Raw genomic sequence first — 26,763 nt, 5'->3', positions numbered from 1 at the left:
ATGCATGCTGACGATGTTTCACTGCAATCGCTGATCGGACCTGCGACATCAGCCGATCCCGCCTTCGTGTTTGGCGGCACGCCCGTTTTGCGCGCGGAATTTTCCCGCAAGGTCGAGCAGACCGCGGCCTGGCTTGCCGCGCAGGGTATCGGCAAAGGCGACGTCGTGGCGGTCTGGCTGGTCAACCGTGTGGAATGGATTGCGCTGCTGTTTGCCGCCGCCAGGCTGGGAGCGATCGTCGCCGCCGTCAATACGCGCTATCGCAGCGCCGAAGTCGCGCATCTGCTGAAGCTATCAGGCGCAAAGCTGCTGGTCATCGAGGCGGCGTTCCGCTCGATCGATTTCGCTGCCATTCTCGCCGACATCGCCAAGACCGATGTCCCCGCGCTGCAACAGCTCGCGGTGGTCGGCGCGGATACGGTTCCTGCGCAATGGCCCAGTGTGCGCTTCGACGCCTTCGACAAGCATTATCCCCCGGCTCCGACTCAGCACGACATCGATCTGCCCGTGCTGCTCTACACCACATCGGGCACGACCAAAGGGCCAAAACTGGTGGCACATTCGCAGCGAACGCTGGCGAGCCACGCCAAGGCCGTGGCCAACGCGCTCCAGCTTTCGCCGCAGCGTCATGCCCTGCTGGCGATGCTGCCGTTCTGCGGCACCTTCGGCATGACGAGCCTGCTTGGCTTCGTCGCCGCCGGCGCCACCGTCCACGTGCTCGATGCCTTCGAGGCGGCGCCGGCGCTGAAGATCCTTGCCGAGCACAAGATCACCCACAGCTTCGGCTCCGACGAGATGTTCCGCCGCATCCTTGCGCTGACCGACGCAAGGCGGCCGTTCCCGCATCTGCAAGTTTGCGGCTTCGCCGCGTTCCAGCCCGGCTGGCGCGAGCTGGCCGCGGAGGCCGAGGCACGCGGCCTGCCGCTGTTCGGCCTGTACGGCTCGAGCGAGGTGCAGGCGCTGTTCTCGATCGGGCGCGCCAGCGACGCCTTCGCCGACCGCATCGAGGGCGGCGGCTGGCCGATGTCCCCGGACGCGGAAGTCCGCGTGCGCGACACCGAAACCGGCGAGCTTGCGCCGCAAGGCGTCTCCGGCGAGATCGAAATCAGCGCGCCATCGCGCTTCCTCGGCTATTTCAACAATCCGCAAGCCACCGGGGATGCGATCACTGCGGACGGCTTCTTCCGCACCGGCGATATCGGCCGCCTGCGCGGCGGCGCCTTCGTCTATGAGACCCGCGCAGGCGATGCGATGCGGCTCGGCGGCTTCCTGGTCGCGCCCGGCGAGATCGAGGACGAGCTCAAGTCCTGCGCCGGCGTTGCCGACGCCCAGGTCGTCGCCGTCGATCTGAAGGGCCAGGCGCGCTGCGTCGCTTTCGTAGTCCCGGCCGGAGCTCCGCCGCGTCAGGAGGTGCTGACGGCCCGCCTGCGCGAGCGGCTCGCCGGCTACAAGATTCCGGCACGGATCTATGTCGTGGATGCCTTCCCGGTCACCGACAGCGCCAATGGCGTCAAGATCCAGCGCGCAAAGCTCCGCACCATCGCGATGGAGCGGATCGCGGCCGAACCGAGCTAATACGACTTGGCAAGCCCCAGCACCTTTTCCGCGATGAAGCTCAGTGCGAGCTGCGGGCTGACCGGCGCGATGCGCGGGATCAGGATTTCGCGCAAGTAGCGCTCGACGTGAAACTCCTTGGCGTAGCCGAACCCGCCATGGGTCATCACCGCCTGCTCGCAGGCATGGTATCCGGCTTCGCCCGCGAAATATTTTGCGGCATTGGCGCCAGCGCCGCAGGGCAAGCCCTTGTCGTACTGCCAGGCGGCCTGCATCACCATCAGCCAGGCCGCCTCGAGCTCGACCCAGTTCACCGCGAGCGGGTGCTGGATGCCTTGATTCTTCCCGATCGGCCGGTTGAACACGACACGGGTCTTGGCGTATTCGGTCGCGCGCGACAGCGCGAGCTTGCCGAGGCCGACGGCTTCTGCCGCGATCAGGATGCGCTCGGGGTTCATGCCTTCGAGGATGTACTGAAACCCTTTGCCCTCTTCGCCGATGCGGTCCTCGATCGGGATCTCGAAATCCTCGAAGAAGAGCTCGTTGGAATCGACGATCTTGCGGCCCATCTTCTCGATCTCGTGGACCTTGATCCTGTTGCGGTCGAAATCGGTGTAGAACAGGCTGAGGCCATGGGTGGGCGAGCGCACCTCCTCTAGCGGCGTGGTGCGCGCCAGCAGCAGGATCTTGTGCGCGACCTGCGCAGTCGAGATCCACACCTTCTGGCCGTTGACGATGTAGCGGTCGTTCTTGGCAACGGCGCGGGTCTTGAGCTGGGTGGTGTTGAGCCCGGTGTTCGGCTCGGTGACGGCGAAGCACGCCTTCTCGCGGCCCTCGACCATCGGCGGCAGCATGCGCTTGCGCTGCTCTTCGGTGCCGAACACGACGACGGGGTTGAGACCGAACACGTTGATATGCACGGCAGACGCGCCGGACATGCCGGCACCGGATTCGGCAATGGTGCGCATCATGATCGCAGCTTCGGTAATGCCGAGGCCCGAACCGCCATATTGCTCCGGAACGCAGATGCCGAGCCAGCCGGCATCCGCCAGCGCTTTGTGGAAGTCGTGCGGGAAGCCGCCGTCGTGGTCCTTCTTCAGCCAATAGGCGTCAGGAAAGCCTTCGCAGATCTTGGCGATGGCGTCGCGAATGGCTTCCTGCTGATCGGTGAGCGCGAAATCCATGGTCTTGGTCTCCTTGTTGGGAGCCGCGATTGCCCCATCTCCCGATCGCGTTCCCCGCGCAAAGGCCATGGCGCTTGCCGCGCCCGACATGCCCTGGCTTTTCGTTCTTTAGCTCGAAAAACCGCATGCAGATACGTGAATTTGTCCATCAACTGTGTCTAACATGCATGGCGTCATGCGGCGCAAAGCTAAGCGCGCCGTTATTTCGCAAGGAGGGAAACCGCGATGATGCACAAGAGGCCGGCCTGATGCGTTCGATGCTGTTCGTGCCGGGCGATTCCCCGCGCAAATTCGAGAAGGCGAGCGAAGGCAAGGCCGACGCCCTGATCATCGATCTCGAGGACTCCGTCGTCACCGACAAGAAGCCCGAGGCGCGGACCCTGACGCTTGCGATGCTCAGGAGCCGCCCCGGCCCGCACCAGCTCTATGTCCGCATCAACGCGCTCGACACCGGCATGACGCTGACCGATCTCGCCGCCATCATGCCGGGCAAGCCTGACGGCATCGTGCTGCCGAAATCGCAAGGCGGCGATGACGTGCGCCAGGTTGCGACCTGGCTTGAAGCACTGGAAGCAGCATCCGGAATCACAGCAGGCGCAACACGCATCGTCTGTGTGGCGACGGAAACCGCCAGCTCGATCTTCGGGCTCGGCAGCTACAGGGGCTGCTCCCCTCGCCTTGCCGGCTTGATGTGGGGCGCGGAAGATCTTTCCGCCTCGCTCGGCGCGACCGAGAAGGCGTCAGGCGGCGTGTTCCACAGTCCCTACCGCCTCGCGCGCGATCTGTGCCTGATGGCGGCGGCCGCGGCGGAAGTGGCGCCGATCGACACTGTCTATACCGACATCGACAATCTCGCAGGTCTCGAGCAGGAAACCCGCGCCGCGCGGCGCGACGGCTTTTCGGCGAAGGCGCTGATCCATCCCAAGCATGTCGACATCGTCAACGCGGCGTTCGCGCCGACCGACGCCGAGCGCATTTGGGCGGAGAAGGTCGTCGCCGCGTTCGCGAGCAATCCAAACGCCGGCACGCTGCGCCTCGACGGCCAGATGATCGACAAGCCGCACCTTCGCGCCGCGAAGAAGATCCTGGGCCAGATCTAGAGAAGTGGCCGCGCTGATGGCGCGGACGGTGGATCGGCTGCGGCCGAAGACCACCGCGGCCTGGTTTCAGTCGAATCCCTGAACGGGTGGCGTCGTGGTTGCCGCTGGCGCCGCAGGCGCAACTTGAGCCGGCTGCGACACGGGAGCGGCTTGGACCGGCGGATTGCCGGCCGCGCTCATCTGACCGTTGGCCTCCATCGCCTCGCGGGTGCGTGGGGGCGCACCGGCGGCCGTCGTCCCATACGCCTCGCGACGTGGCGGCTGCCGGTGTCTTGCCGAGCGCGAACCTCTCATGCCCCATGACCGGGCGATGGCAGGACCGGCGGTATAGCCGATCACGGCGCCCGCGACGGCACCGACCGGCCCCAGCACGACCGCGCCGGACACGGCTCCGAGCGCCGCCGAGCCGGCGCGCTCCTGCGCAACGGCGCTTGCGGGCACGGCGGCCAGCATCACAACGGCAGTGATCAGAGCTTTGTTCATGGAGTGCCTCCCTCACCGGAAACCACTCCTTCTCAAATATGGCCACAGGAGGTTCGCTTGCCGGCCAACAAAAGGCAATCGACGGGGGAACCCGGCGGTGGAAGCGACGATGACCTTAACCCCGCGAGCGCTAGGGCGTCGCAGATCGACGTTCACCGGAGGTCGTCATGCCCGGGCTTGTCCCGGGCATCCACGTTCTTTGTGCCGCGTAACAAGGCGTGGAGGGACAAGCCCGGCCATGACGATGTGAGCCGGCGGATTTCAATACGGCGACGAGCTGGACCTCGTGGTGGCCGGCGTTTGGCAAATCTCTTGACACGAAATTCGCGCTGCATATTTTTGCGGCGAGAACACCGTTCTCACCCTCGGAAATCAAAGGATCCAACGCGACCGTCTGGAGAGACGACGATGCTCGATGAGAATTTGGCCCGCATTCGTGCACATCGTAACAACATCCACCGTTACCGGCGTCTTCTGAAGACCAGGCTGTCGGAGCTCGAACGCCAGTTCATCGAGAGACGTCTCACGGAAGAAAGGTCGGCGCTCGAAAGCCTGACCGCGGCGACCTTCCCGGTTGCTCTCTCTGCCACCCAGGCGCCGATCGATGTGAGAGGAGCAATACAATGATCAGCCAGCGAGAGCTGCTCATTCGCGGCAGCGAAAAGGTGATCGGCCATTACGAACTGCTCCTGGCAGGCGCAAAGTCCGAGCAGGAGCGCGAGCTCTATCTCCAGCGGATCGAACGCGAGCGAAGGCTGATCCGCGACTTGCAAGGCGAGCAGGATCACCGCGCGGCTTGAGCCGCGATGTCATGCGGCTCACCACCCTCGCAGGGGATACACCGTTGATCTTCGGCCCCCTGCGACCGATTCAACGAACGAGGCGATTGGGCCCTGCGAGGGCGCTGCTGGACTCACTCGCGGGCGCGATCCTGACGCTCACGGTGAGCGGAACGCCGTTCCGCAAGACCGAGAGCCTCACATCCTCGCCGACGCGGGCAAGGCCGATCGTGTTGCGGAGCTGGGCGGCGGTGCGGATCGGGCGGTCGTCTGCTCCGGTGACCACATCCCCCCTGCGCAGGCCTGCCTTTTCCGCGGGCGAATCCGCGGCCACTTCGGCAATGACGGCGCCTTGAATCAATCCCCTGTTGGCCGAGGGATGCAGATCGTTCAGCGAGATGCCGATACGGCCGCGCTCGACGCGACCGTTGGCGATGATCTGCTCCATCACCTTGCGTGCCATGTTGACCGGAATGGCAAAGCCGATGCCGACATTGCCGCCGGCCGGAGAGATGATCGCCGAGTTGATGCCGACGAGTTCTCCGCGCAGGCTGACCAGCGCCCCGCCGGAATTGCCCGGATTGATTGCGGCGTCGGTCTGGATGAAATCCTCATAGCCCTGTTTGCCGATTCCAGTCCGGCCCAGCGCGCTGACGAGACCTGACGTCACGGTCTGGCCGAGCCCGAATGGATTTCCGATCGCGAGCACGAAGTCGCCGACTTCGAGCGCGTCGCTGTCGCCGAAGGGGAGCGCCTTGAGCCCGGTCGGGTTCTGAATCTGGAGTACCGCGACATCGGTGGGTGGATCACGTCCGACGACCTTCGCGGAAAACTGCCGGCCATCCTTGGTCGTGATCTGGACGGCGGAGGTGCCTTCGACCACGTGATTGTTGGTCAAGACATAGCCGCGCTGGGCATCGACGATCACGCCGGAGCCGGTCGCGTTGACCTCCTTCTCGATCTGCCTGGGGACGTCGAAGAACTCGCGAAACATCGGGTCGCGGTAGAGCGGGTTATCCTCCCGCACGCGGCCGTGCACGGAGATGTTGACCACGGCGGGCGTCACCTGACGCACCAGCGGCGCCAGGGTCGGCAGCGAGCCGCCGGTCTTCAGGTCGGGAATTTGGCCGGCAGCAGGCTGCAACGCCGTGGGCGTCAGCACCAGCATCGCCAGCAGGAGCAAACGCACAGCACGCATCTTCAGTACCTGCTACCTTGCCTGGGATTGGAACGTAAAAGCTCTGGCCTCAGATCTCGGCACGCGCCCCGGTGACGAGGCCTTGCAGAGCCAGAAATGGAACCGCCCAGACTGCCGAAGCCTGGCCGAGCAGCACGAGCCCGAGAACAGTCTGTGTGAGCATCATGCGCTTTGCCCCTCGGCGGCGGCCGATGGCCGCCGCAGCCGCATCGGGACGCCGCCGCCGCGCGGCGGGTCGTCATTGTCGTTGTCGCCGTCGAGCTTGCGCAGGGCAGCCAGGATATCGGCGAGCCGGACCGTGTGGCCCATGCCGGGGATCTCGCGCAAGGCGGGACAGGATTCCACCGCGTACATGTCGGACGCCCAGGACGACAGGATGACCCGCTTCTCCGGCGTGGAGAGATCCTGTGCATTCAGGACCTCGGTAGGTGAATCGTAATGGGCGGCGGGATGAAACAGCGGATTGAGATTGCCGAAATTGGTATTCACGTTGGTCATCGGCGGTTGCCTCCCTCATACTCCTTTCAAGGGACGGGTTCGTTGACGGGGGACGGCGGCGCCAGAGGCCGCCGTCCGGCTTGTTGCTATTGCAAATTGATCGCGATGCGCTTGACGCCTTCGCGCGCCCTCTCGGACTTCGGCAGCGACACGGTCAGAACGCCGTTCCTGAACGACGCCTCGGCCTTGTCCTCCTCGACGCCTTCCAGCGGGATCTGCCGCTCGAAGGCACCATAATAGCGCTCGGTGAAGTACCGGCCCTCGCCGTTGCGCTCCGCCTTCTTCTCGCCGCGGACTGTCAGGACGCCATTGGCGATCTCGACCTGGACGTCCTTCTCGGTCAAGCCGGGAAGCTCGGCAGACACCGTCAGTGTCTTGTCGGTCTCGCTCAGTTCGACCTTCGGCCAGCCGAAACGGCCTTCCATCAGCGGCGACAGACCGGTCCCACTGACGCCGCGGAAAACGTCGTCGAACAGACGGTTCATCTCGCGGTGAAGCGTCAGGAAGGGGTCGAAACTGTCCCGCGTGGGCGCAAGCTCCTGGTTTCTCGACCAGGGAATGAGGTCACGAAAAGCCATGCTTGTCTCCTTCATGCATCGGGAGCGCGGCGCGCATTGCACGCCGCGTTCCGCCGTTGGACCGATCGAGCGCTTTAGGCTGCTTTCTTCTGCTCGATCTGCGATGCCGCAGGAGCGCCGCCCGCGATCGGAATCCGACGCGGCTTCATGGCTTCCGGAACCTCGCGGACGAGGTCGATGATCAGGAGCCCGTCCTGGAACGAGGCCTGCTTCACCTGGACATAGTCTGCGAGATTGAACACGCGCCGGAACGGACGCGCGGCGATGCCCTGGTACAGGTATTCGCGCGCGGCGGTCTCGGGCTTCCTGCCCTCGATGGTGAGCGCGTTCTGCTCGGCCGTCACGGTGATATCGTTGGTGCTGAAACCCGCCACCGCAAGGCTGATCCGGTAATGGTCCTCGCCGGAGCGCTCGATATTGTAGGGGGGATAGTTGTCCTCGGTCGCCTGGCGCAGCGTGCTGTCGACGAGGTCGGCCAGGTGATCGAAGCCGATGGTGGAGCGCCACAGGGGCGCAAAGTCAAAACTGGTCCTCATAACCAAGTCCTCCAAAGAGCAAGATGGATACGAAGGAGCGCAGGACAGGGTATCAGACGGGTCCGACGACCGATCCGGCGCCCGCACCGGGCCCGATCTGGCGCCCGGCACACCGCTCTCGCGGCGAAAAATCAATTAGAAAAACGGCTGGCGGTTTCAAGGGGGAGGCTCGAAAAATTTTTGGCCGCCCAGGCCGGTCGCCGGAATGCCTCAGGACTTCAGCGCGTCGCGCGCCGTCTCCGGCGTCATCAAGGTCGCAATGATCGTGATGACCGAAAGCGCGATGATGTAGAGCGACACCGGCCAGGACGTGCCGGCCCAGCCGAGCAGCGCGGTCGCGATCAGCGGCGAGAAGCCGCCGCTCAAGGCGGCCGCGACATTTGCCCCGAGCGAGGCGCCGCTGTAGCGCACCTTTGTGCGGAACAGTTCCGGCATGAACGCCGCCTTCGGCCCGAACAGCAGCGCATGCGTCAGCGTCATCGTGACGACGAGCGCGAGCGTGATCAGCACCGGCTCCCTGGTGTCGAGGAACCAGAACAGCGGAAAGGCGAGCGCCACCGTGAATACGCCGCCGGCAAGATACAGCGCCTTGCGGCCGAAAAGATCGGATAGCCAGCCGGCGAGCGGCAACGTGGCGAACTCGACGAGCGCGGCATAGACGACAGCATTCAGGATCACCTGGCGCGGGAGGCCGAGTTTTGTCGTGGCATAAAGCACGGTGAAGACAGTGAGGAGATAAGCGAGCCCCACTTCCGAGATCGTGATGCCGATCGCCAGCAGAAAGCTGCGCCAGTCGCGGCGAAGCACCTCCCACACCGGCTGCGCCAGCACCTCCTTGCGCTCGACCACCTCCTTGAAGTGCGGCGTCTCCGCAAGCTTGAGCCGTACGATGAGACCGATGCCGACCAGCAGAATGCTGATCCAGAACGGCACGCGCCAGCCCCAACTCAGGAAGTAGGCCTCAGGCAGTTGCGTCATCAGCCCGAACATGCCGGTGGAGGCAGCAACGCCGACGGGAAAGCCGATTTGCACCAGGCTGCCGTAGAAGCCGCGCCTGTTACCGGCGTGCTCGACCACCATCACGACCGCGCCGCTCCACTCGCCGCCGAGGCCAATGCCTTGCACAAAGCGCAGGATGACAAGCAGGATCGGCGCCCATACGCCGATTTGGCTGTAGGTCGGCAGGCAGCCGATCAGGAAGGTGCCGAGCCCCATCGCGATCATGGTCGCGACCAGCATCCTCTTGCGGCCGAGCCGGTCGCCGTAATGCCCGATGATGGCGCCGCCGATCGGCCGTGCCACGAAACCGACCGCATAAGTGGAGAATGCCGCCAGCGCGCCGACGAAGGGATCGAAGCTCGGGAAGAACAGCTTGTTGAGCACGAGCGCGGCCGCCGTGCCATAGATCAGGAAGTCATACCACTCGATCGCAGTGCCGAGCGCACTCGCCCACACCACATGCGCCGTCGTCGATCGCTCCGTTTCGCCGGAGACTCCTGTTGCCGCCGTCATTGCCCATCCGCCCCAAAAGATCCCGGGAGCATCATGGCCAATCGTGGTGTGGGTTGCAACTTGTCCGCGCAATGCCGTCAACCCGGATCACAGCGGGAGAGGATGCTCACAACTGTTTCAACCACGTCGTTGCGAGGAGCCCTTGCGACGAAGCAATCCAGACTGTCTCCGCGGAAAGATTCTGGATTGCTTCGCGTCGCTCGCAATGACGGGTGCTGAGGCAGTTGCGCACACGTCTCCGCAGCGCTTCTCGGCGAGAAGGAACCCTCATTGACGCCTGTATTTGTCATTGACAAACTTATTCACTAATATCTAATTTACCGCCATAACAGCCGGCCGCACCAAGCGGCCAATAACGAGAGGAAACATCGATGAGAGGGCTTTTGGCCTGCGCCATGCTCGCGGCCATGACTTCGGCTGCCATGACCAATGTCGCGCGCGCGCAGGTCTCCGACGATGCAGTGCGGATCGGCGTGCTGACGGATCTGTCGAGCTGGGGCCGCGACAACTCCGGGCCGGGCTCGGTCGAGGCCGCCAGGATGGCGGTGGAGGAGTTCGGGCCGACCGTGCTCGGCAAGCCGATCGAGATCATCAGCGCCGATCACCAGATGAAGACGGACGTGGGCGTGCAGATCGTGCGCGGCTGGTTCGACAACGGCAAGGTCGACGCGGTGGTCGACATCCCCAATTCCGGCATCGCGATCGCCGTGCACAACATGGTGCGCGAGCGGGGCAAGATCGCCCTGCTCTCCGGCCCCGGCGCGAGCTCACTCACCGACGAGCTGTGCAGCCCGAACACAGTGCACTTCACCTACGACACCTACGCACTGTCGAAGGTGACGGCGTCCGCCGTGATTAAGGAAGGCGGAAAATCCTGGTACTTCATCACCGCGGACTACGCCTTCGGCCAGCAGCTCGAGAAGGACGCCACGCGCTTCATCAACGAGATGGGCGGCAAGGTGCTCGGCGGCGTCAAGCACCCGACCAATACCGCGGATTTTTCGTCCTTTGCGCTGCAGGCGCAGAGCTCCAAGGCTGACGTCGTCGCCTTCGCCAATGCCGGCCAGGATACGGACAACGCCATCAAGCAATCCGGCGAGTTCGGCCTGGTGCAAGGCGGCCAGAAGCTCGTCGGCCTCTTGATGTTCGACACTGACGTGCACGCGATCGGCCTGAAGTCGGCGCAGGGCACCTACATGACGACGGCGTCCTACTGGAACATGGACGAGGCCACGCGGGCATGGTCCAAGAAATTCTATGCGCGCACCAACGTCATGCCGACCATGATCCATACCGGCGTCTACGGCTCGGTGCTGCATTATCTCAAGGCCATCAAGGCTGCAGGCACGGACGACCCCGCCAAGGTGATGGCCAAGATGCGCGAGCTGCCGATCGAGGATATTTTCGTCCATGGCGGCAAGTTGCGCGAGGACGGCCGCGTCATCCGCGACATGTATCTGGCCAGGGTGAAGGCACCAGAGCAGTCCAAGGAGCCCTGGGATTATCTTGACATCATCAAGACCGTGAAGGGCGAGGATGCCTTCCGCCCGGTCTCCGAATCCAAATGTCCGCTGCTGAAGCAGTGAGGTGAGACATGGCCGGCAGCGAGCATAGCGCAAGCGAAACATACGAGTGCGACGTGCTCGTGGCCGGATCAGGCTGCTCCGGCATGTCGGCGGCGATCACCGCGAGATATCGCGGCCTCGACGTGCTGATCGTCGAGAAGGAACCGCGCTTCGGCGGCACCACCGCGCGCTCCGGCGGCTGGCTGTGGATTCCGGGCACCGCCCTGGCGAAAGCCTACGGCATCGAGGAGACGCCGGAGCAGGCCCGTACCTATCTGCGCCACGAGGCCGGCAACAATTTCGATGCGGCGCGCGTCGATGCGTTCCTCAGCGCCGGCCCCGAGGCGGTGGATTTCTTCACCACCAAGACCGCGCTCCGCTTCGACATGCCACTGGTGTTCCCCGACTATCACGCCGAGGCGCCCGGCGGCGCGCAAGGCGGCCGCTCCATGGTGACATGCCCGTTCGATGGCCGTGAGCTGGGCGACCTCATCAAGACGCTCGGCATGCCCCTGCCCGAGCTCACCGTGTTCGGCATGATGCTGGGGTCAGGCAAAGAGATCATCCATTTCATGCGCGTCACGAAGTCGCTGACGTCAGCGGTCTATGTCGCAAAGCGGCTATCGCGCCACCTGATGGACGTGCTGCGCCATGGCCGCGGCATGACCTTGACCAACGGCAATGCGCTGGCGGGTCGGCTCGCAAAGTCCGCGCAGGATTTGAAGATCCCGATGTGGTTGTCTTCGCCGGTGCGCGAGCTGACGGTCGAGAATGGCACGGTGACCGGCGCGATCGTGTCGCGCGAGGGACGCGACGTCCGCGTCCGCGCGCGGCGGGGCGTCGTGCTCGCCTGCGGCGGCTTCCCGCATGATGTCGAGCGCCGCAAGAAGATGTTTCCGCATGCGCCGACCGGCGCGGAGCATTTCTCGCCGGGGCCGACCGGCAATACCGGCGACGGCCTGCGCCTCGCCGAAAGCGCGGGCGGACATATCGAGGATCGCCTGCCGAACGCGGCGGCCTGGGTCCCGGTGTCGCTCACGACGCGCAAGGACGGCTCGAAAGGCGTGATGCCGCACTTCATCGATCGTGCCAAGCCCGGCGTGATCGCGGTGATGCGCGACGGCAAGCGCTTTGCCAATGAAGGCAATTCCTACCACGACTTCGTCCAGGCCATGATCAAGGCGGCCAGGCCCGGCGAGGAGATCGCCGCCTATCTCGTCTGCGATCACAAGACGTTGCGCAAATACGGCCTCGGCTGCGTGCCGCCGTTCCCGGTGCCGCTGGGACATCATCTCGCGAGCGGCTATCTCATGCGCGGCGATACGCTGGAAGCGCTGGCGGCAAAGGCCGGCATCGACGCGAAGGGCTTTGCGGAGACAGTCAGGCAGTTCAACGCGACCGCGCCGCTCGGACAGGACCCCGCCTTCGGCAAAGGTTCAAAAGCCTATAACCGCTACCAGGGCGACGCGCTGCACGGTCCCAATCCTTGCGTCGCGCCGATCGAGAACGGCCCGTTCTACGCCATCAAGATGGTAACAGGCGATCTCGGCACCTATGCCGGTATCGTCACCGACGAGAACGCGCGCGCTCTCGACGCCGAAGGCCGGGTGATTCCCGGGCTCTATGCCGCCGGCAACGACATGGCGAGCATCATGGGTGGCAATTATCCCGGCGCCGGCATCACGCTTGGGCCGGCGCTGACCTTCGGCTACATTGCCGGGCGACACCTTGCCGACAGCGCCAGCAAGCGCGATGCGGCGTAGAGCATGATCCGGAAAAGTGTGCAGCGGTTTTCCGAAGAGATCATGCTCAAACAGGGACTCAAGCGCATCGGGAACGCATGAAGAAAGAAAGCCGCGGCATCCAATCGATCGAGGTCGGCGGAGAATTGCTGCGCGCGCTCGCGAGATGCGGCGAGCCGATGATGCTGCGCGATCTCGCGCGCGAGGCCGGCATGACGCCGGCCAAGGCGCATCCTTATCTCGCCAGCTTCTCCCGCATCGGGCTGATCGAGCAGGACGAGACCACCGGCCGCTACGAGATCGGCGCGCTGGCGCTCGAGCTCGGACTGATCAGCCTGCGCCGCCTCTCCGGCGTGCGCATCGCGCAGCCGAAGATCGCGGCGCTCGCAAGCCAGATCGGCCACGCGGTCTCGCTCGCGGTCTGGGGCACGCACGGCCCGACCGTGGTGCAGCTGGAAGAGCCCGGCCAGCCCGTCCACATCGTCATGCGCGCGGGATCGGCGATGGCGTTGCTGGAGACCGCCACGGGGCGTGCCTTCGCAGCGTTCCTGCCGGAGAAGACCATCAACGCCGCGCTCGAGAGCGGCCTCGATCGCCAGGGCGTCGGCTACAATCCGAAGCGGCCGGTGAAAGGCAAGGTCGCGGAGATGCTGACCGAGGTCCGCAAGCACGGGCTCGCCCGCGCGCTCGGCGATCCCCTGCCCGGCGTGAACGCGTTCGCCGCACCGGTGTTCGATCATTCAGGCCATGTCGCGCTGGTCGTCACCGCCATGGGACCGGAAGGCACGTTCGAAGCGCGCTGGGACAGCCCGATCGCGCACGCGCTGCGCGATTGCGCGGGGGCGATTTCGAAGCGGCTTGGTTACGGAATGAATGTTGCGGCGGAGTGAAAGGCGAACCGCCCGCCTCACAACAGGTGTCATGCCCCGCGCAGGCGGGGCATCCAGTACGCCGCGGCCTATCGGTTCAATCACCGCCGTCTCGGCGTACTGGATCGCCCGGTCAAGCCGGGCGATGTCAGCGAGAATGGAGCCGCCCTGCTTATCCTTCACCGGCACCGTGTAGAAATCGTAGGGTGGGCAAAGGCGCACTTGCGCCTTGCCCACGACTAGGTGGTGGGCACGCTTCGCTTTGCCCACCCTACGATACTGCAGAAGAGCCTCAATTCGCCCCAGCTCTCAGCGCCGCCGGCATATAGATCTGCGCGTAGCCTTCCTTGATCGCGGAGGTGATGCGGTCGAGGCGGCGGTCGATGTGCTTCTCCAGCACCGAGACGCAGACCTCTTCGTTGCGTGCCATCAGGCCCTCGATCACCGCGCGATGCTCGGCCTGGGTGTTGGTACGGTTGATGCTGTCCATGTCGATCCAGCGCACGAAGCGGATGCGGGCGTTGACGTTGCGCAAGACGCGCAGCATCTCGGCATTGTTCGACATCGCCATCAGCCGCTCGTGAAAAGTCTCGTCCAGCTCGACGAGCTCGACCGATGTGCGGTCGCCGGGATCGGGGCCGGTGGCCTCGAGGAATTTCAGCAGCGCGTCGATATCTTCGTCCTTGGCGCGCTTGATGGCGAGGCGGACCGCGGCGACTTCGATCGACTTGCGCAGCTCGTAGAGATCGAAGATCTCGTGGGCGTCGAGCTCGCGGCAGAAGAAGCCCTTGCCCGGCGTGAAACGCAGAAAACCTTCGGTGTTGAGACGATTGAGCGCTTCGCGCAGCGGCGTGCGGCTGACGCCGAGGCGCTTGGCCAGTTCGCCTTCGTTGAGCCGCTCGCCCGGCTTGAACTCATAGCTCACGGCCATGGCCTTGAGCTGTTCGTAGACGCGATCGACGATACTGTCGGAGGCCAGTTCCACGTTGCTCATCATCAACTGCATTCATGACCGAACACAGCCAAATATACCGGGGCTGCGGCGGCGATTGCAATGCAAACAACAGCAGAGGTGCGAGGAGCTGTGTGACATCAGGAATCAGCCGAAGGCGCGCGGGCGCAGTCCAGCATGAAACCAGGTGATCATGGAATAGATGTCGTAAACGGGCAACCCGACTTCGGCCTGCAGCGCTGCCGCATAAGGCGGCATGTTGGTGCATTCGAGCACGATGGCGCCGACGTCGGGGTTTTTCGCGACCAGCTCTTTGCCGGCCTCGACCACGTCGCGCTCGGCCTGCGCGACGTCCATGTCATCCTTCTCGGCCTTGATCAGGACGCGGAAAAACTCCTTGCCGTGCTCGGTACCGACCACCGGCGTATCGAGCGGCACGCCGGCACCTTCGAGATGGGCCGGTGTCAGGGTCGAGCCCGATACCGTAACGAGGCCGACGCGCTTGCCAGGCGGCAAGGTCGCCTGCACCCACGGCACCTGCATCAACGACGAGGTCGCAACCGGCACGCCGACCGCGGCGGCGATCTCCTTCTGGAACAGGGAGAGGAAGCCGCAATTGGTGGTGATGGCTTCGGCCCCGAGCCGCACCAGGTCCTTCGCCGCATCGATGAAATCAGGCAGCAGGCCAGCCGCGCCCTTCAGCACCACCTTCTCCGGCGACGCCCCGCTCACCACGCGATAGAGCACGGGGAAGGGCCAGGTCGTGCCATTGCCCATGTCGCCGGGGATGCGCGGAAAGCGCGCTTCCAGCATCAAAATGCCGAGCGGCGCGCCGTAGATGGCCTTGCCGCCACGGGCGATGCGGGATGAGGAACTGGACGTATAAGTCATGTTGCAAGCTCAGAGGAAGCGATCGGGAGAAAACGGCGCGAGCGGAATTTCGGGCGGCTTGCCGCTCAGGAGCTGGGCGACGAGGCGACCGGTGCGAGCTGAGCCGACCAGGCCGACATGACCATGGCCGAAGGCATAGACGATGTCGCGCGAGGCGCGGGAGTAGCCGATGCAGGGACGTCCGTCCGGCATGCTCGGACGATGGCCGAACCACATCTTGATGCGCGAGGCGGGAATGTCCCTCGGCAGTTTCGGAAACATGCTGAGAAGGTGGTCGCGCAGAATCTCCGCGCGCTTCCAGTTCGGCGCGGCCGCGAGGCCCGCGATCTCGACCGTGCCTGCGGCGCGCAAGCCCTTGTTGGTCCAGTTTGCCACCATCTTGGCGTCGGAGGCCATCATCGAGCTGCGCGGACCTACTTCCGGGTTCTCGATCATGACGTGATAGCCGCGCTCGGTCTCGAGCGGTAGCGGATCGCCGACGGACGCAGTCAGCCGCTTCGACCGCGCGCCGGCGGCCACCACAGCGGCATCGCAAGCAATCTCGCCGGTGTCGGTGAGAACGGCGACGAGCTTGTTGCCGCTCAGCTTAAGCCCGGTTGCCTTGGCACGAACCAGCTTCGCGCCGCTCGCTAGCGCTTGTTGGGCAAGCGCGGCAACATAAGCGCCGGGATCACGGCAGCGTCCCGCCTCCTCCACCACCACACCAAAGGTATAGCGCGGATGCAGATCCGGCTCGCGCTGACGCATCTCGTCGGCGTTCAGCTCCAGCCATTCGACGCCGACCTTCCTGCGCAGGCGCCAGCCGAGATCGTTGTCGAAATTGCCGCGCGACGGGAACACATGCATCACGCCGTTGCGCTCGATCAGCTCAGGCACGCCAGCTTCTTCCGCCAGCTTCCGGTGCAACAGCGGCGCGTCCTTCAGGAGGTCGCGCAGCGCGAACGCTGTCTTCTCGACACGCGCCTCGGTCCAGCCCGACAGCAGATATTTGATCAGCCAGGGCAGCGCCTTCGGCAGATATGACCAGCGGATCGCGAGCGGGCCGAGCGGGTCCATCAGATAACCCGGCACCTTCTTCCAGACGCCGGGCTCGGCCGGCGGGATCACCGAATGCGACGAGAGCCAGCCGGCATTGCCGTAGCTTGCCGCCTGTTCGCCGCCCGGCTCGCCCGGATCGATCAGCGTGACGCGATGCCCTTCGCGCAGCGCCTCGATGGCGCTGATCACGCCGATCGCGCCGGCCCCGATGATGGCGACGTGGCGACCCTCTGCCATCGCCTACGCCTTCACCTGCGGCACAAAATCCTTGCCGACCGAGATCGCGCGGGGATCGATGATGCAGTGGAGGATCGACGGCTTGCCGGAAGCGAGCGCGCGCTCGAACGCCGGTGCGAATTCCTCGGTGCGCTCGACCCGCTCGCCATGGCCGCCGAATGCTTTCGCGTACATCGCGAAATCAGGATTTTTCAGCTGGGTGCCGACGACGCGGCCGGGATAGTCGCGCTCCTGGTGCATGCGGATGGTGCCGTATTGCGAGTTGTCGATCACGATCACGATCAGCGGCGCGTCATACTGCACGGCGGTCGCAAACTCCTGGCCGTTCATCAGGAAGCAGCCGTCGCCGGCGAAGGCGACGACGACGCGGTCAGGATATTGCCGCTTCGCCAGCACGCCGGCCGGCACGCCATAGCCCATCGAGCCCGAGGTCGGCGCGAGCTGCGAGGCAAAGCTGTGGAAGCGATGATGGCGATGAATCCAGCCGGCATAATTGCCGGCGCCATTGCAGACGATCGCATCCTTCGGCAAGCGGTCACGCAACCAGGTCATGACCTGACCGTACTGGAAATTGCCCGGCAGCTCCCGCGCCTTCTCGGTCCAGGCGAGATAATCGGCATGCGCCTTGGCGGCCTCGCCCTTCCAGGCAACGGCACTCGAAGGCTTCAGCGTCTCCACAGCGGCTGCGAACGCGGCCGGCGTCGCCTGCATCGCCAGCTCCGGCTGATAGATGCGGCCGAGCTCTTCGGAGCCGGGATGCACATGGATCAGCTTCTGCTTCGGCGAGGGAATGTCGAGCAGCGTGTAGGACGAGGACGGCATCTCCGACATGCGGCCGCCGATGAGGAGAATGACGTCAGCGTTGTCGACGCGCGCTTTCAGGCCCGGGCTCGGCCCGATGCCGAGATCGCCGGCATAATGCGAATGATCGGCATCGATCAGCGAGGCCCGGCGGAACGAGGTCGCGACCGGCAGATCGAAGCGCTCGGCAAACCGCGCGATGCTCTTGGTAGCCTCATCGGTCCAGCGCGAGCCCCCGAGAATGACCAGGGGTGCCTTCGCGCCAGCGAGCAGCGCACCGACACGTTCGATGTCTGGTGGCGCCGGCCAGCTCACCGCGGGCTCGATGCGCATGGCGTCGGCCACAGCGGCGGTCTCGGTCAGCATGTTCTCCGGCAACGCGATCACCACCGGACCCGGTCGGCCCTGCATGGCGACGCGGAAGGCGCGCGCGACCAGCTCGGGAATGCGGTCGGGGCGATCGATCTCGACGGCCCATTTCGCCATGGAGCCGAATACCGCCTTGTAGTCGAGCTCCTGGAACGCCTCGCGCTCGCGCATGCCGGTGTCGACCTGGCCTACGAACAGGATCATCGGGGTGGAGTCCTGCATCGCGATGTGGACGCCGTGGCTGGCATTGGTGGCGCCGGGGCCGCGGGTGACGAAGCAAACGCCGGGGCGCCCGGTGAGCTTGCCATAGGCTTCCGCCATCATCGCAGCGCCGCCCTCGGCGCGGCAGATCACGACGTCGATCGGACTGTCGTGCAAGGCATCGAGCGCCGCCAGATAGCTTTCACCGGGAACGCAGGTAACCCGCTCGACGCCTTGCGCGACCAGCTGATCGATCAGGATCTGGCCCCCGGTGCGGGTGTTTCTGATGGTCATGACGGCTCCCTGCATGCTTTAGCGAACGCGCTGTTGTTCCGAGGTGGCGTAGGACAGGAGGACATGAGGTGCAAGGCCGATGCTGACAGTGCAGAGAGCATCGGCACGCCTCGGCTTCACAAAATTTTCTCTCGCTTTGCCAACGGACTAGGCTCTAACCTGCCGCACCGCTCAAATGCCCGGCAGGGCTGCGATACCATATTGCATTATGTTCTGAATACAGAAATAGTCCGCCTGCCGGCTAATGATCCCATCCCCAGGGAGTACCGACGATGAACCGCAGGGACGCACTCACCACCGTCGCGCTGGCGGGCGCCGCAATGGCCGCGACCGCGCCAGTCAAGGCCGACACCGCGCCGACCTCCACGCTCGATCGCATCAAGAAGAGCGGCGTGCTGCGCATCGCTGTCATCGCCGGCCAGGACCCCTATTTCCACAAGGATCTCGCCACCAATCAATGGTCGGGCGCCTGCATCGACATGGCGAATGACATTGCGGGCAAGCTGGGCGCCAAGGTCGAGATGCTGGAATCGACCTGGGGCAACCAGATCCTCGATCTTCAGGCCGACAAGGTCGACCTCGCCTTCGCCGTGAATCCGACGCCGGAGCGCTCGCTCGTCATCGACTTCTCGACCCCGATCCTGGTGCACTCCTTCACCGTCATCACCAAGAAGGGCTTTGCCAAGCCGCAGACCTGGACCGAGCTCAACAAGGCGGAGGTCAAGATCGCCGTCGACATCGGCTCGACGCACGAGACCATCGCGCGCCGCTACTGCCCGAAGGCTGACATCCTCGGCTTCAAGACCCGCGACGAGGCGATCCTCGCGGTGTCGACCGGCCGCGCCGACTGCAACGTCTCGCTCGCGGTGCTGTCGATCTTCACACTGAAGAAGAATCCGACGCTCGGCGAGCTCGCGATCCCGCGGCCGATCCTGACGCTGCCGACCAATCTCGGCATCCGCGCCGAAGCCGACCGCCGCTACAAGGATTTCCTCAGCGCCTGGGCCGACTACAACCGGTCGCTCGGCCAGACCCGCGAATGGCTGCTGAAGGCCTATCAAACCGTCGGCCTCAGCGCCGACGACATTCCCGGCGAGGTGCAGTTCTGATCGGTCAATCATGTCAGGGACGCGTCAGCCGCGCAGCAAGCGGCTGAAGACGTTCTTGAGCCGGTTGCACCGGACACATTGACGCGGATGCCCTGAATAAACCGGGAAGCTGATATGCGCGCCGCCTGACGTGGCACTTCCGGTGTTGACGCGAATCCACGCGCGTTTAAGTAGGTGAGACAAAGACTGCAGGGATGGCGACGTTTGCTGGGCTGGTTCCCGTTGCCGTCACCTAAGCAGGACACATGACGACCTCGCCTCACGCGACCTCGCCAAGCGCGAAACCGAAATCCCATTCCCCTCATCTCGCCATCGTCCTGTTCTCGCTCGCGATGGGCGGCTTTGCGATCGGGACCACCGAATTCGCATCGATGAGCCTGCTGCCGTTCTTTGCGGCTGACCTTCATATCGACGAGCCGACCGCCGGACACGCGATCAGCGCCTACGCGCTCGGCGTGGTGCTGGGCGCGCCGCTGATCGCGGTGCTCGGCGCGAAATTCGCCCGGCGCACGCAGCTGTTGGCGCTGATGGCCGTGTTCGCGCTCGGCAACGCCCTCACCGCGCTGGCGCCCGGCTTCGGCTCGATGGTCGCGGCCCGCTTCCTCTCGGGCCTGCCCCACGGCGCCTATTTCGGCATCGCCGCGCTGGTTGCGGCCTCGCTCGTGCCGCAACACCGCCGCTCGCAAGCGGTCGGCCAGGTGATGCTGGGCCTGACTATAGCCACCATCATCGGCGTGCCGCTAGCCAATCTGATCGGCCAGATGGTCGGCTGGCGCGCGAGTTTCGGCCTCGTGTCGGTGCTGGCCCTGTTCACGATGCTGCTGTGCGCGTTGTTCGCGCCGCGCGACCGGGCCGGCCGGTCGGATCCGCTGCGCGAGCTCGGCGCGCTCAAAAGCCGCCGGGTCTGGACCACGCTCGCGATCAGCGCCATCGGCTTCGGCGGCATGTTCGCCGTCTACACGTATCTCGCGACGACCTTGATCGAGGTCACCAAGGTCAGCACCGAGGTCATCCCGTTCTTCCTGGCCATCTTCGGCGTCGGCGCCACGCTCGGCAATCTGTTCGTGCCGCGCTTCGCCGACCGCGCCTTGATGCCGACCGCGGGCGGCATCCTGGTGTTTGCGGCCGTGGCGCTGCTGGCCTTTCCGCTTGTGGCCGGCAATCCCTGGCTGCTCGCGATCGACATCTTTGCCATCGGCGCGAGCGTCGCGCTCGGTGCCGTCTTGCAGACGCGGCTGATGGATGTTGCCGGAGATGCGCAGGCGCTTGCCGCCGCGCTCAACCATTCGGCGTTCAACACCGCCAATGCGCTCGGCCCGTTCCTGGGGGGCCTTGCCATTCGTCAGGGGCTCGGCTGGACCTCGACCGGTCCCGTCGGCGCGGGGCTGGCGGTCCTCGGCTTGCTGATCTGGTTTGTTGCCTGGCGCGACACCGGCGCTGCGCCGGTCGAACACGTCCCAGGCAGCGATACCTCGCCACGCGAAGCAGCTCCGCTGGAGCAGGCGCCGCCGCTGGCGCCGCGTGAGCGAAGCCGTCCCAAGGAACCCGTGGCCTGACGGCGATTGCGACGCGCTCAGAACAGAGCGGCGTTGAGAGCCTGTCCGTAGATCATCGCGGCGACGAGCGAGACCAGGAGGCCCGCGCCCGAGAAGATCACGAGGATCTTCAGGGTTTCGAAATCGACATTGGTTCCCGTCGCGCGGGATATTGCTCTTGCCAGTGCAGCAATCATCGCCAACTCCGAAGTCGGCCGCTTGGACAGGGCCTGACTTCATCTAGCGCAGATCGACGCATTCGCCTGTGAAGCAGATTACAGGGGGCGGCTTCGAGCACCCCGTCTCACGCGCTCAGTTCCGCCCACAGGCGGGCACGTGCGCCTTCGTTCAGGGGCACAACATGAAACGGCTGACCGAAGATGGCGAGCGATTCCTTGTGAGGCTCGAACCGCGGCCAGGCTTCCGCAACATCGGGCATGCCTGAAGTCACGAAGCGCAGCAGGCTGGTCTGAAACCGTGCTGCGACGTCGATATCGGCAGGCGTCATCGGTCCGCCCTTGCGCTTCAGGATCGGGCGATCGATGAAATCAGGCAGATGCGCCCACAGGCAGGCATTGTCGGCGCCATGCGTCGGCCCCTGCGACAGAAACGGCTCCAGCGCCGGGCGATGGTCGAACCGGCTGAGCCACACCGCGCCGCCTGCTTCGGCGTGGCTCCGCGCCAGATCGGCCATCGGGCGGTGCCAGAACGCATCCGACAGCAGCGCCTCGTACGGGTTCTCGTCGGGACGCACTGAACCGCGATAGCAGGCCAGCAGCCGTTCCCAGCCGGCGTCGCCAAAGGCAACGCGCAAATTGCGCTCGCTGGTGCGGATCATCGCGGCGGGCGGGGTGCTCTTCAGGAACATCACCATCTCGTCGCGGCAGGAGCCGAGCCAGAGCTCGACATCGCGCAGAGCCCCATCGGCAAACACATCGCGCGGCTCGCGCGGGATCACCGTGCCGTCCAGCACAGGCCCGAACACGGTGCCTGCTTCCGTTTCGTCCGCGATCCTGCGGCCGACACGCTCGACGGCTGCAAACAGGTTCGGCAGCGGCACCGATGCGATCGCGCTCGGGTCTTGCTCGATCTCGAGCTCCGCGAGCACCCGGCGCGCGATGTGGTCGGCATGATCCGCGCTCATGATGTTGCGCCCCGGCGCGCTCAGCGCCAGCGCACGGGTGAACTTGCCCCTCGCCTGCGGCAAAGTCGCGAGTGCAATCACCATCGACGCACCGGCCGACTGGCCCGACAGCGTCACCTGGTCAGGATCGCCGCCGAAATTGGCGATGTTGGCATGGACCCAGTCGAGCGCGGCGAGTGCATCCGAGATCGCGAGATTGCTGGCTTCGCTCAGGCCATGGCGATGCAGTTGCAGGAAGCCGAGCGGGCCGAGCCGGTAGTTGATGGTCACGATGACGGCCGGGCCGTGCGCGGCGAGGAAGGTGCCGTCATAGTCGGCGCCGCCACCGGTGACGAAGGCGCCGCCATGGATGAAGAACAGCACCGGCAGCGGGCCATCGGCGCCGACAGGCGTCCAGATGTTGAGGCTGAGACAGGAGTCTTCCGGCTGATCGAGCTGCCCCGGCTGCGGTGCGTAAGGGCCGTAATCCGTGCAGCGGCGCGGCTCGGTCCACGCAAGCGGCGGCGTCGCCTTGGCAAAGCGCCGCGCCATCGCGAACGGCACGCCCTTGAAGGCGCGGACGTGCCCCTGCTCGGCCCCGATGACGGGACCGAGCGTGGTCGGAACGGCGCAGGTCAGCATCGGTCTTTGTCCCGTCTTGCGCTCACGCGCGCCGCTTGCCGAGATCGGCGATGTCGACCTTATGGGTTTCGCGCGCGGTCGATGCGGCCGCGGCCGAGGCGACGCAACAGCCCGCGACGAAGATCGCCACCGGGATCCAGCCGTTCGGACCCTCGCCGACGAGGCTTGCGCTCACCAGCGGCGTGAAGCCGGCGGCGAGGAAGCCAAGCTGGGTGCCGATCGCCGTGCCGGAATAGCGCACCCGCGCTTCGAACATCTCGGCGTAGAACGACGGCCAGATCGCGTTGGGCGCGGAGTAGATGATGTAGAGGCCGATCGCAGCAGTGAAGATCGCGGTCGTGCTGCCCGTCGTCACCAGCATGAAGTAAGGGAACAGCAGCACGGCGCAACCGAGCACGCCGCCGATGAACACCGGCTTGCGGCCGATCTTGTCGGCGAGCAAGGCCCAGAGCGGCTGCGCGAACAGCGCCACGACATTGCCGAGCACGCCGGCCCACAGCATGGTCGGACGCGCGACGCCGAACTTGCTGGTGGCATAGCCGAGCGCGAACACCGCCGTCAGCGTGCTGACGGTCGCGATCAGCGCGCAGACGATCACGCGCAGCACGTCCGGCCAGTAGTCGCGCAGCAGCGCCACGACGGGGAAGCGCGCCACCTGCGCCTTGTCCTTGATGTCCTCGAACACTGGCGTTTCCGGCATGGTCCGGCGCACCAGATAAGCCACCAGCAGCACGAGCGCCGAGAGCAGGAACGGAATGCGCCAGCCCCAGCTCAGCAATTGGTCTTCCGGCATGCCGGCGACGGGAATGAACACCAGCGTTGCCAGGATCGCGCCGGCCTGGGTGCCGCTCAACGTCCAGCTCGTGAAGAAGGCGCGGTTGGAATTGGCGGAATGCTCCAGCGTCAGCGAGTTCGCCCCGCTCTGCTCGCCGGCGGCCGACAGGCCCTGCAACAGGCGCAGCAGCGTCAGGATGATGGGCGCGGCATTGCCGATGGTCTTGGCATCAGGCAACAGGCCGATCGCCAGCGTCGAGAAGCCCATCACCACCAGCGTGAACAGCAGCACCGTCTTGCGGCCGATGCGGTCGCCGAAATGGCCGAGGATGACGGCGCCGACGGGGCGCGCGATATAGCCGATGCCGAACGACAGCAGCGCAAGCAGCGTCGCGGTGCCGGGATCGACATTGGCGAAGAACACTTTTGGAAAGATCAGCGCCGCCGCAGTGCCGTAGATGAAGAAGTCATAGTATTCGAGCATGCTGCCGACGAAGCTGACGAGCGCGGCGCGCTTCGGCAGCTTGTTCTGTGTTGTCTCCGCGCTGGACGGCGCGTGCAGCGATGCAGTTGAGGTCAAGCTCATCAATCGTCCTCCCGTATGCGATGGCGACCGCAGCCCGCGTCATGCCCATCCGGCTTTCCGCGGGCTTTTGCTTCTGGTTGCCGCAACCTTGGTTTCGCCGGATAATGTACGAACTAGTACGTTTATGCAAGCATCCTGGGTCGTCGGATTGGGCGAAATTTGCCTTCACCTTCAAGGTGATCCATAGAACCGGCGGGAGAAATTGTGATGCTCAAGCGCAAGCCGCCCCCATCCAAGCGCACCAACGACCCCGAACGCACCAAGCGCGACATCCTCGAAGTGGCGATGGCCGAATTCGCCTCGGAGGGCTATTCCGGCGCCCGCGTCGACGCGATCGCCGCGCGGACCCGCACGTCCAAGCGGATGATCTATTATTATTTCGGCGGCAAGGAGCAGCTCTACCTCGCCGTGCTGGAAGAGGCCTATCGCAGCATCCGCGCGCTGGAAGACCAGCTCGATATCGAAAGCTGCGACGCGCGCGAAGGCCTGCGCCGGCTGATCGAGGCGACCTTCGACCACGACGAGCGCAACCCGAACTTCATCCGCCTCGTCTCGATCGAGAACATCCACCACGGCAAGCATCTGAAGCAGAATCTCCAACTGCGTGAGCTCAACGCCAGCGTGATCGCGACGCTCGACAGCATCCTCAGGCGCGGCCGCAGCGAGGGCGCGTTCCGCGACGACGTCGACGCCATCGATCTGCATCTGGCCATCTCCTCCTACTGCTTCTTCCGCGTCGCCAACCGGCATACGTTTGGGGCCCTGTTCGATCGCGACCTGAGCGAGCCGAAGGTGCTGGCGAGGAGCAGAAGCCAGATCGTGGAGATGATCCTGGCGTGGCTGGAGGCCAAGGCTTAACAGCCGCCACACACTCGCTGTCATTCCCCGCGAAGGTGGGGAATCCAGTACGCCGCGCCTATCGAGGAATCACTGCCGTCTCTGGAATACTGGATTGCCCGCCTTCGCGGACGATGACACCGGGAATGGAGCCCTACCCCGCCTTCTTCTGCCGCGTACTCGCCGCGAGCACCAGCAGGAACGACGCCGCCGTCATCAGCGTCGAGATCGCGGCGATGGTCGGGTCGATCTCGTCGCGGAGCGCGGTGAACATGCGTTTGGTCAGCGGCTGATACTGGCCGCCGGAAATGAACAGCGCGACGATGGTCTCGTCCATGGCCGAGATGAAGGCGAAGATGCTCCCCGCAATCACGCTCGACTTGATCTGCGGCAGCGTCACCGCAAAGAAGCTGCGCAACCGGTTCATGCCGAGGCTGCGCGCCACCATCTCCTGCGCGGGATCGAAGCTTTGCAAGCCCGCGAGCACCGAGATGACGACGTAAGGCAAGCCCAGCATCACGTTGGCCAGCACGAGGCCGGGCATGGTCGCGACCAGGCCCACCTTGGCATAGACGAAGAAGATGCCGACCGCGGTAATGATGATGGGCACCACCAGCGGCAGCAGCAGCGCCATGTGGATCAGCCGCATGATGCGCAGTTTCGACTGGCTGATGGCATAGGCGGCGGCGATACCGCACGGCGTTGCGATCACCACGGTGAACAGCGCCACCGTCAGCGTCACCCGCGTCGCCTGCATCCAGGCCGGATTTGAAAAATACTGCTGGTACCAGCGCATGGAGAATGACGGCGGCGGGAAGGTCAAAAAGCGCGCACTGGAGAACGAGATCGGCGCGATGATCAGCACGGGCAGGATCAGATAGAGCAGCACCAGCGCGCTGATCACGTAGAGGGCAATTCGAGCGGGCGAGATCCGCGTCATTTCTGCCCCAACACGCGATCGAGCGAAATGAAGCGGCTGACGACGAAGAAGATCGCGAGCACACCGAGGAGCAGCACCACCGCGACCGCGCTCGCGGCACCGAACTGGTTGTAGAGCTCGACATTGCGGCTCACCAGCATCGACACCATCACGGTGCGGCCGCCACCTAGCAGCTCCGGCGTGATGTAGAAGCCGAGGCAAAGCACGAACACCATGGTGCAGCCCGCGAGCACGCCCGGCAGCGACAGCGGCAGGAACACGCGAAAGAATGTCAGCGACGGGCTTGCGCCCAGGCTGGCGCCGGCCTGCATCAAGTCACCCGGGATCTTCTGCATGGTGGCGTAGAGCGGCAGCACCATGAACGGCAGCAGGATGTGCACGGTCGCGACCACCGTGCCAAAGGTGTTGTGCACCAGCGCCAGCGGCTCGGAGATCACATCGAGATAGCGCAGGAATTGATTGATCACGCCGGTGCGTTGGAGCAGCGCCAGCCAGGCATAGGCGCGCACCAGCACTGATGTCCAGAACGGCAGCACCACCAGCGACAGGATCAGGATGCTCCAGCCCTTCGGCACGGAATTGGCGAGGTAGGCGACGGGATAGCCGAGCAGCAGCGCGATCACGGTGACCGCGAGGCTGATCTCGAAGGTCAGCGCGAAGCTGCGCCAGTAGATGTCCTCGGTGAAGACGCGGCGATAGTTCTCCACTGTAAAGCCGTCATGGTAGATCGACTGCCAGGCCAGCCAGCCGACCGGCAGCACAATCAGAGCCAGGATCACCAGCAGCGCCGGCGACGCCAATGCCAGCATCAGGCCGTGCTCGCGGCGCTGATGCTT

At 64.9% G+C, this 26,763-nt stretch carries 26 protein-coding genes; 10 read left to right on the top strand and 16 right to left on the bottom strand.

The genetic code is table 11. The features are described 5' to 3' along the window. The gene (locus XH98_RS35580; protein WP_271621323.1) at window positions 1-1,575 is read left to right on the top strand and encodes an AMP-binding protein; all 1,575 of its coding nucleotides are present in this window, start codon (window positions 1-3) and stop codon (window positions 1,573-1,575) included. Here XH98_RS35580 and XH98_RS35575 read toward each other — a convergent pair. Continuing rightward, window positions 1,572-2,738 (bottom strand): acyl-CoA dehydrogenase family protein, encoded by a 1,167-nt coding sequence (locus tag XH98_RS35575; protein WP_271602391.1) that lies wholly within the window; start codon window positions 2,736-2,738, stop codon window positions 1,572-1,574. The two genes, XH98_RS35580 and XH98_RS35575, sit on opposite strands and share 4 nt — an antisense overlap. A gap of 248 nt (window positions 2,739-2,986) precedes the next feature. Between XH98_RS35575 and XH98_RS35570 the strand changes: the two genes are divergently transcribed. After that, window positions 2,987-3,838 (top strand): HpcH/HpaI aldolase/citrate lyase family protein, encoded by an 852-nt coding sequence (locus XH98_RS35570; RefSeq protein WP_271621322.1) that lies wholly within the window; start codon window positions 2,987-2,989, stop codon window positions 3,836-3,838. 66 nt (window positions 3,839-3,904) lie between these two features. Here the strand turns inward: XH98_RS35570 and XH98_RS35565 are convergent, their stop codons facing one another. Continuing rightward, window positions 3,905-4,321 carry a hypothetical protein gene (locus tag XH98_RS35565; RefSeq protein WP_271621321.1) on the bottom strand — a complete coding sequence of 139 codons (417 nt, stop codon included), beginning with the start codon at window positions 4,319-4,321 and terminating at the stop codon, window positions 3,905-3,907. A gap of 408 nt (window positions 4,322-4,729) precedes the next feature. On the opposite strand from XH98_RS35565, the gene XH98_RS35560 reads away from it, so the two are divergent. Both XH98_RS35560 and XH98_RS35555 read left to right on the top strand, forming a co-directional pair. Continuing rightward, on the top strand, window positions 4,730-4,948 hold the full coding sequence (locus tag XH98_RS35560; RefSeq protein ID WP_271621320.1) for a hypothetical protein: 219 nt from the start codon (window positions 4,730-4,732) through the stop codon (window positions 4,946-4,948). Further along, the gene (locus XH98_RS35555) at window positions 4,945-5,121 is read left to right on the top strand and encodes a hypothetical protein (RefSeq protein ID WP_167353965.1); all 177 of its coding nucleotides are present in this window, start codon (window positions 4,945-4,947) and stop codon (window positions 5,119-5,121) included. Before XH98_RS35560 ends, XH98_RS35555 begins: the two co-directional genes overlap by 4 nt. A 70-nt stretch (window positions 5,122-5,191) precedes the next feature. Here XH98_RS35555 and XH98_RS35550 read toward each other — a convergent pair whose 3' ends face one another. The 5 genes from XH98_RS35550 to XH98_RS35530 form a co-directional block, all read right to left on the bottom strand. After that, entirely contained in the window at window positions 5,192-6,298 is a 1,107-nt protein-coding gene (locus XH98_RS35550) for a trypsin-like peptidase domain-containing protein (RefSeq protein WP_442868671.1), read from the bottom strand. A 162-nt stretch (window positions 6,299-6,460) separates the two neighbouring features. Continuing rightward, complete coding sequence (locus XH98_RS35545) at window positions 6,461-6,796, bottom strand: hypothetical protein (protein WP_271602386.1); 336 nt, start codon at window positions 6,794-6,796, stop codon at window positions 6,461-6,463. An 86-nt stretch (window positions 6,797-6,882) separates the two neighbouring features. Then, complete coding sequence (locus XH98_RS35540; RefSeq protein ID WP_271621319.1) at window positions 6,883-7,374, bottom strand: Hsp20/alpha crystallin family protein; 492 nt, start codon at window positions 7,372-7,374, stop codon at window positions 6,883-6,885. Window positions 7,375-7,448: 74 nt separating this feature from the next. Beyond that, on the bottom strand, window positions 7,449-7,910 hold the full coding sequence (locus XH98_RS35535; protein WP_271621318.1) for an Hsp20 family protein: 462 nt from the start codon (window positions 7,908-7,910) through the stop codon (window positions 7,449-7,451). Window positions 7,911-8,120: 210 nt separating this feature from the next. Then, window positions 8,121-9,422, bottom strand: coding sequence for an MFS transporter (locus XH98_RS35530; RefSeq protein WP_271621317.1), 1,302 nt, complete (start codon window positions 9,420-9,422; stop codon window positions 8,121-8,123). Window positions 9,423-9,793: 371 nt separating this feature from the next. Between XH98_RS35530 and XH98_RS35525 the strand changes: the two genes are divergently transcribed. The 3 genes from XH98_RS35525 to XH98_RS35515 all read left to right on the top strand — a co-directional run bounded on the left by XH98_RS35525 (window position 9,794) and on the right by XH98_RS35515 (window position 13,619). Further along, complete coding sequence (locus XH98_RS35525; RefSeq protein WP_271602383.1) at window positions 9,794-11,008, top strand: ABC transporter substrate-binding protein; 1,215 nt, start codon at window positions 9,794-9,796, stop codon at window positions 11,006-11,008. Window positions 11,009-11,016: 8 nt separating this feature from the next. Beyond that, the gene (locus XH98_RS35520) at window positions 11,017-12,750 is read left to right on the top strand and encodes an FAD-dependent oxidoreductase (protein WP_271621316.1); all 1,734 of its coding nucleotides are present in this window, start codon (window positions 11,017-11,019) and stop codon (window positions 12,748-12,750) included. Window positions 12,751-12,827: 77 nt separating this feature from the next. Next, the gene (locus tag XH98_RS35515; RefSeq protein ID WP_271621315.1) at window positions 12,828-13,619 is read left to right on the top strand and encodes an IclR family transcriptional regulator; all 792 of its coding nucleotides are present in this window, start codon (window positions 12,828-12,830) and stop codon (window positions 13,617-13,619) included. Between the two features lie 271 nt (window positions 13,620-13,890). Here XH98_RS35515 and XH98_RS35510 read toward each other — a convergent pair whose 3' ends face one another. From XH98_RS35510 to XH98_RS35495, 4 genes are all read right to left on the bottom strand, one after another. Beyond that, window positions 13,891-14,592 (bottom strand): GntR family transcriptional regulator, encoded by a 702-nt coding sequence (locus XH98_RS35510; protein WP_271602380.1) that lies wholly within the window; start codon window positions 14,590-14,592, stop codon window positions 13,891-13,893. A gap of 105 nt (window positions 14,593-14,697) precedes the next feature. Beyond that, window positions 14,698-15,441, bottom strand: coding sequence for an aspartate/glutamate racemase family protein (locus XH98_RS35505; protein WP_271602379.1), 744 nt, complete (start codon window positions 15,439-15,441; stop codon window positions 14,698-14,700). 9 nt (window positions 15,442-15,450) lie between these two features. Next, complete coding sequence (locus XH98_RS35500; protein WP_271621314.1) at window positions 15,451-16,716, bottom strand: NAD(P)/FAD-dependent oxidoreductase; 1,266 nt, start codon at window positions 16,714-16,716, stop codon at window positions 15,451-15,453. 3 nt (window positions 16,717-16,719) lie between these two features. Further along, window positions 16,720-18,381: a thiamine pyrophosphate-binding protein gene (locus tag XH98_RS35495; protein ID WP_271621313.1), complete on the bottom strand. Its 1,662-nt coding sequence runs from the start codon at window positions 18,379-18,381 to the stop codon at window positions 16,720-16,722. A gap of 272 nt (window positions 18,382-18,653) precedes the next feature. Between XH98_RS35495 and XH98_RS35490 the strand changes: the two genes are divergently transcribed. Together XH98_RS35490 and XH98_RS35485 are read left to right on the top strand one after the other, a co-directional pair. Further along, a complete protein-coding gene (locus XH98_RS35490; protein WP_271602376.1) occupies window positions 18,654-19,490 on the top strand; it encodes a transporter substrate-binding domain-containing protein in 837 nt (278 codons plus the stop codon). 245 nt (window positions 19,491-19,735) lie between these two features. Further along, a complete protein-coding gene (locus tag XH98_RS35485; protein ID WP_271621312.1) occupies window positions 19,736-21,046 on the top strand; it encodes an MFS transporter in 1,311 nt (436 codons plus the stop codon). Window positions 21,047-21,063: 17 nt separating this feature from the next. On the opposite strand, the gene XH98_RS35480 is transcribed toward XH98_RS35485, so the two are convergent. From XH98_RS35480 to XH98_RS35470, 3 genes are all read right to left on the bottom strand, one after another. After that, window positions 21,064-21,222 carry a hypothetical protein gene (locus tag XH98_RS35480; RefSeq protein WP_167353964.1) on the bottom strand — a complete coding sequence of 53 codons (159 nt, stop codon included), beginning with the start codon at window positions 21,220-21,222 and terminating at the stop codon, window positions 21,064-21,066. A gap of 107 nt (window positions 21,223-21,329) precedes the next feature. Then, window positions 21,330-22,790 carry a carboxylesterase/lipase family protein gene (locus tag XH98_RS35475; protein WP_271621311.1) on the bottom strand — a complete coding sequence of 487 codons (1,461 nt, stop codon included), beginning with the start codon at window positions 22,788-22,790 and terminating at the stop codon, window positions 21,330-21,332. A 22-nt stretch (window positions 22,791-22,812) separates the two neighbouring features. Then, window positions 22,813-24,150, bottom strand: a complete 1,338-nt coding sequence (locus XH98_RS35470; RefSeq protein ID WP_271602373.1) for an MFS transporter — start codon at window positions 24,148-24,150, stop codon at window positions 22,813-22,815. 207 nt (window positions 24,151-24,357) lie between these two features. Between XH98_RS35470 and XH98_RS35465 the strand changes: the two genes are divergently transcribed. Next, the gene (locus tag XH98_RS35465) at window positions 24,358-25,008 is read left to right on the top strand and encodes a TetR/AcrR family transcriptional regulator (RefSeq protein ID WP_271621310.1); all 651 of its coding nucleotides are present in this window, start codon (window positions 24,358-24,360) and stop codon (window positions 25,006-25,008) included. Window positions 25,009-25,141: 133 nt separating this feature from the next. Here the strand turns inward: XH98_RS35465 and XH98_RS35460 are convergent, their stop codons facing one another. Together XH98_RS35460 and XH98_RS35455 are read right to left on the bottom strand one after the other, a co-directional pair. Then, on the bottom strand, window positions 25,142-25,927 hold the full coding sequence (locus tag XH98_RS35460; RefSeq protein WP_271602371.1) for an ABC transporter permease: 786 nt from the start codon (window positions 25,925-25,927) through the stop codon (window positions 25,142-25,144). Next, complete coding sequence (locus tag XH98_RS35455; protein WP_271621407.1) at window positions 25,924-26,736, bottom strand: ABC transporter permease; 813 nt, start codon at window positions 26,734-26,736, stop codon at window positions 25,924-25,926. The genes XH98_RS35460 and XH98_RS35455 overlap by 4 nt, the downstream gene beginning before the upstream one ends. Between the last annotated feature and the right edge of the window lie 27 nt (window positions 26,737-26,763).

Source organism: Bradyrhizobium sp. CCBAU 51745 (genome assembly GCF_028128715.1).
Taxonomy (GTDB): Bacteria; Pseudomonadota; Alphaproteobacteria; order Rhizobiales; family Xanthobacteraceae; genus Bradyrhizobium; species Bradyrhizobium manausense.
Note: the sequence above shows the minus strand (reverse complement) of the source record. Positions and strands in the feature narration are given on the sequence as shown.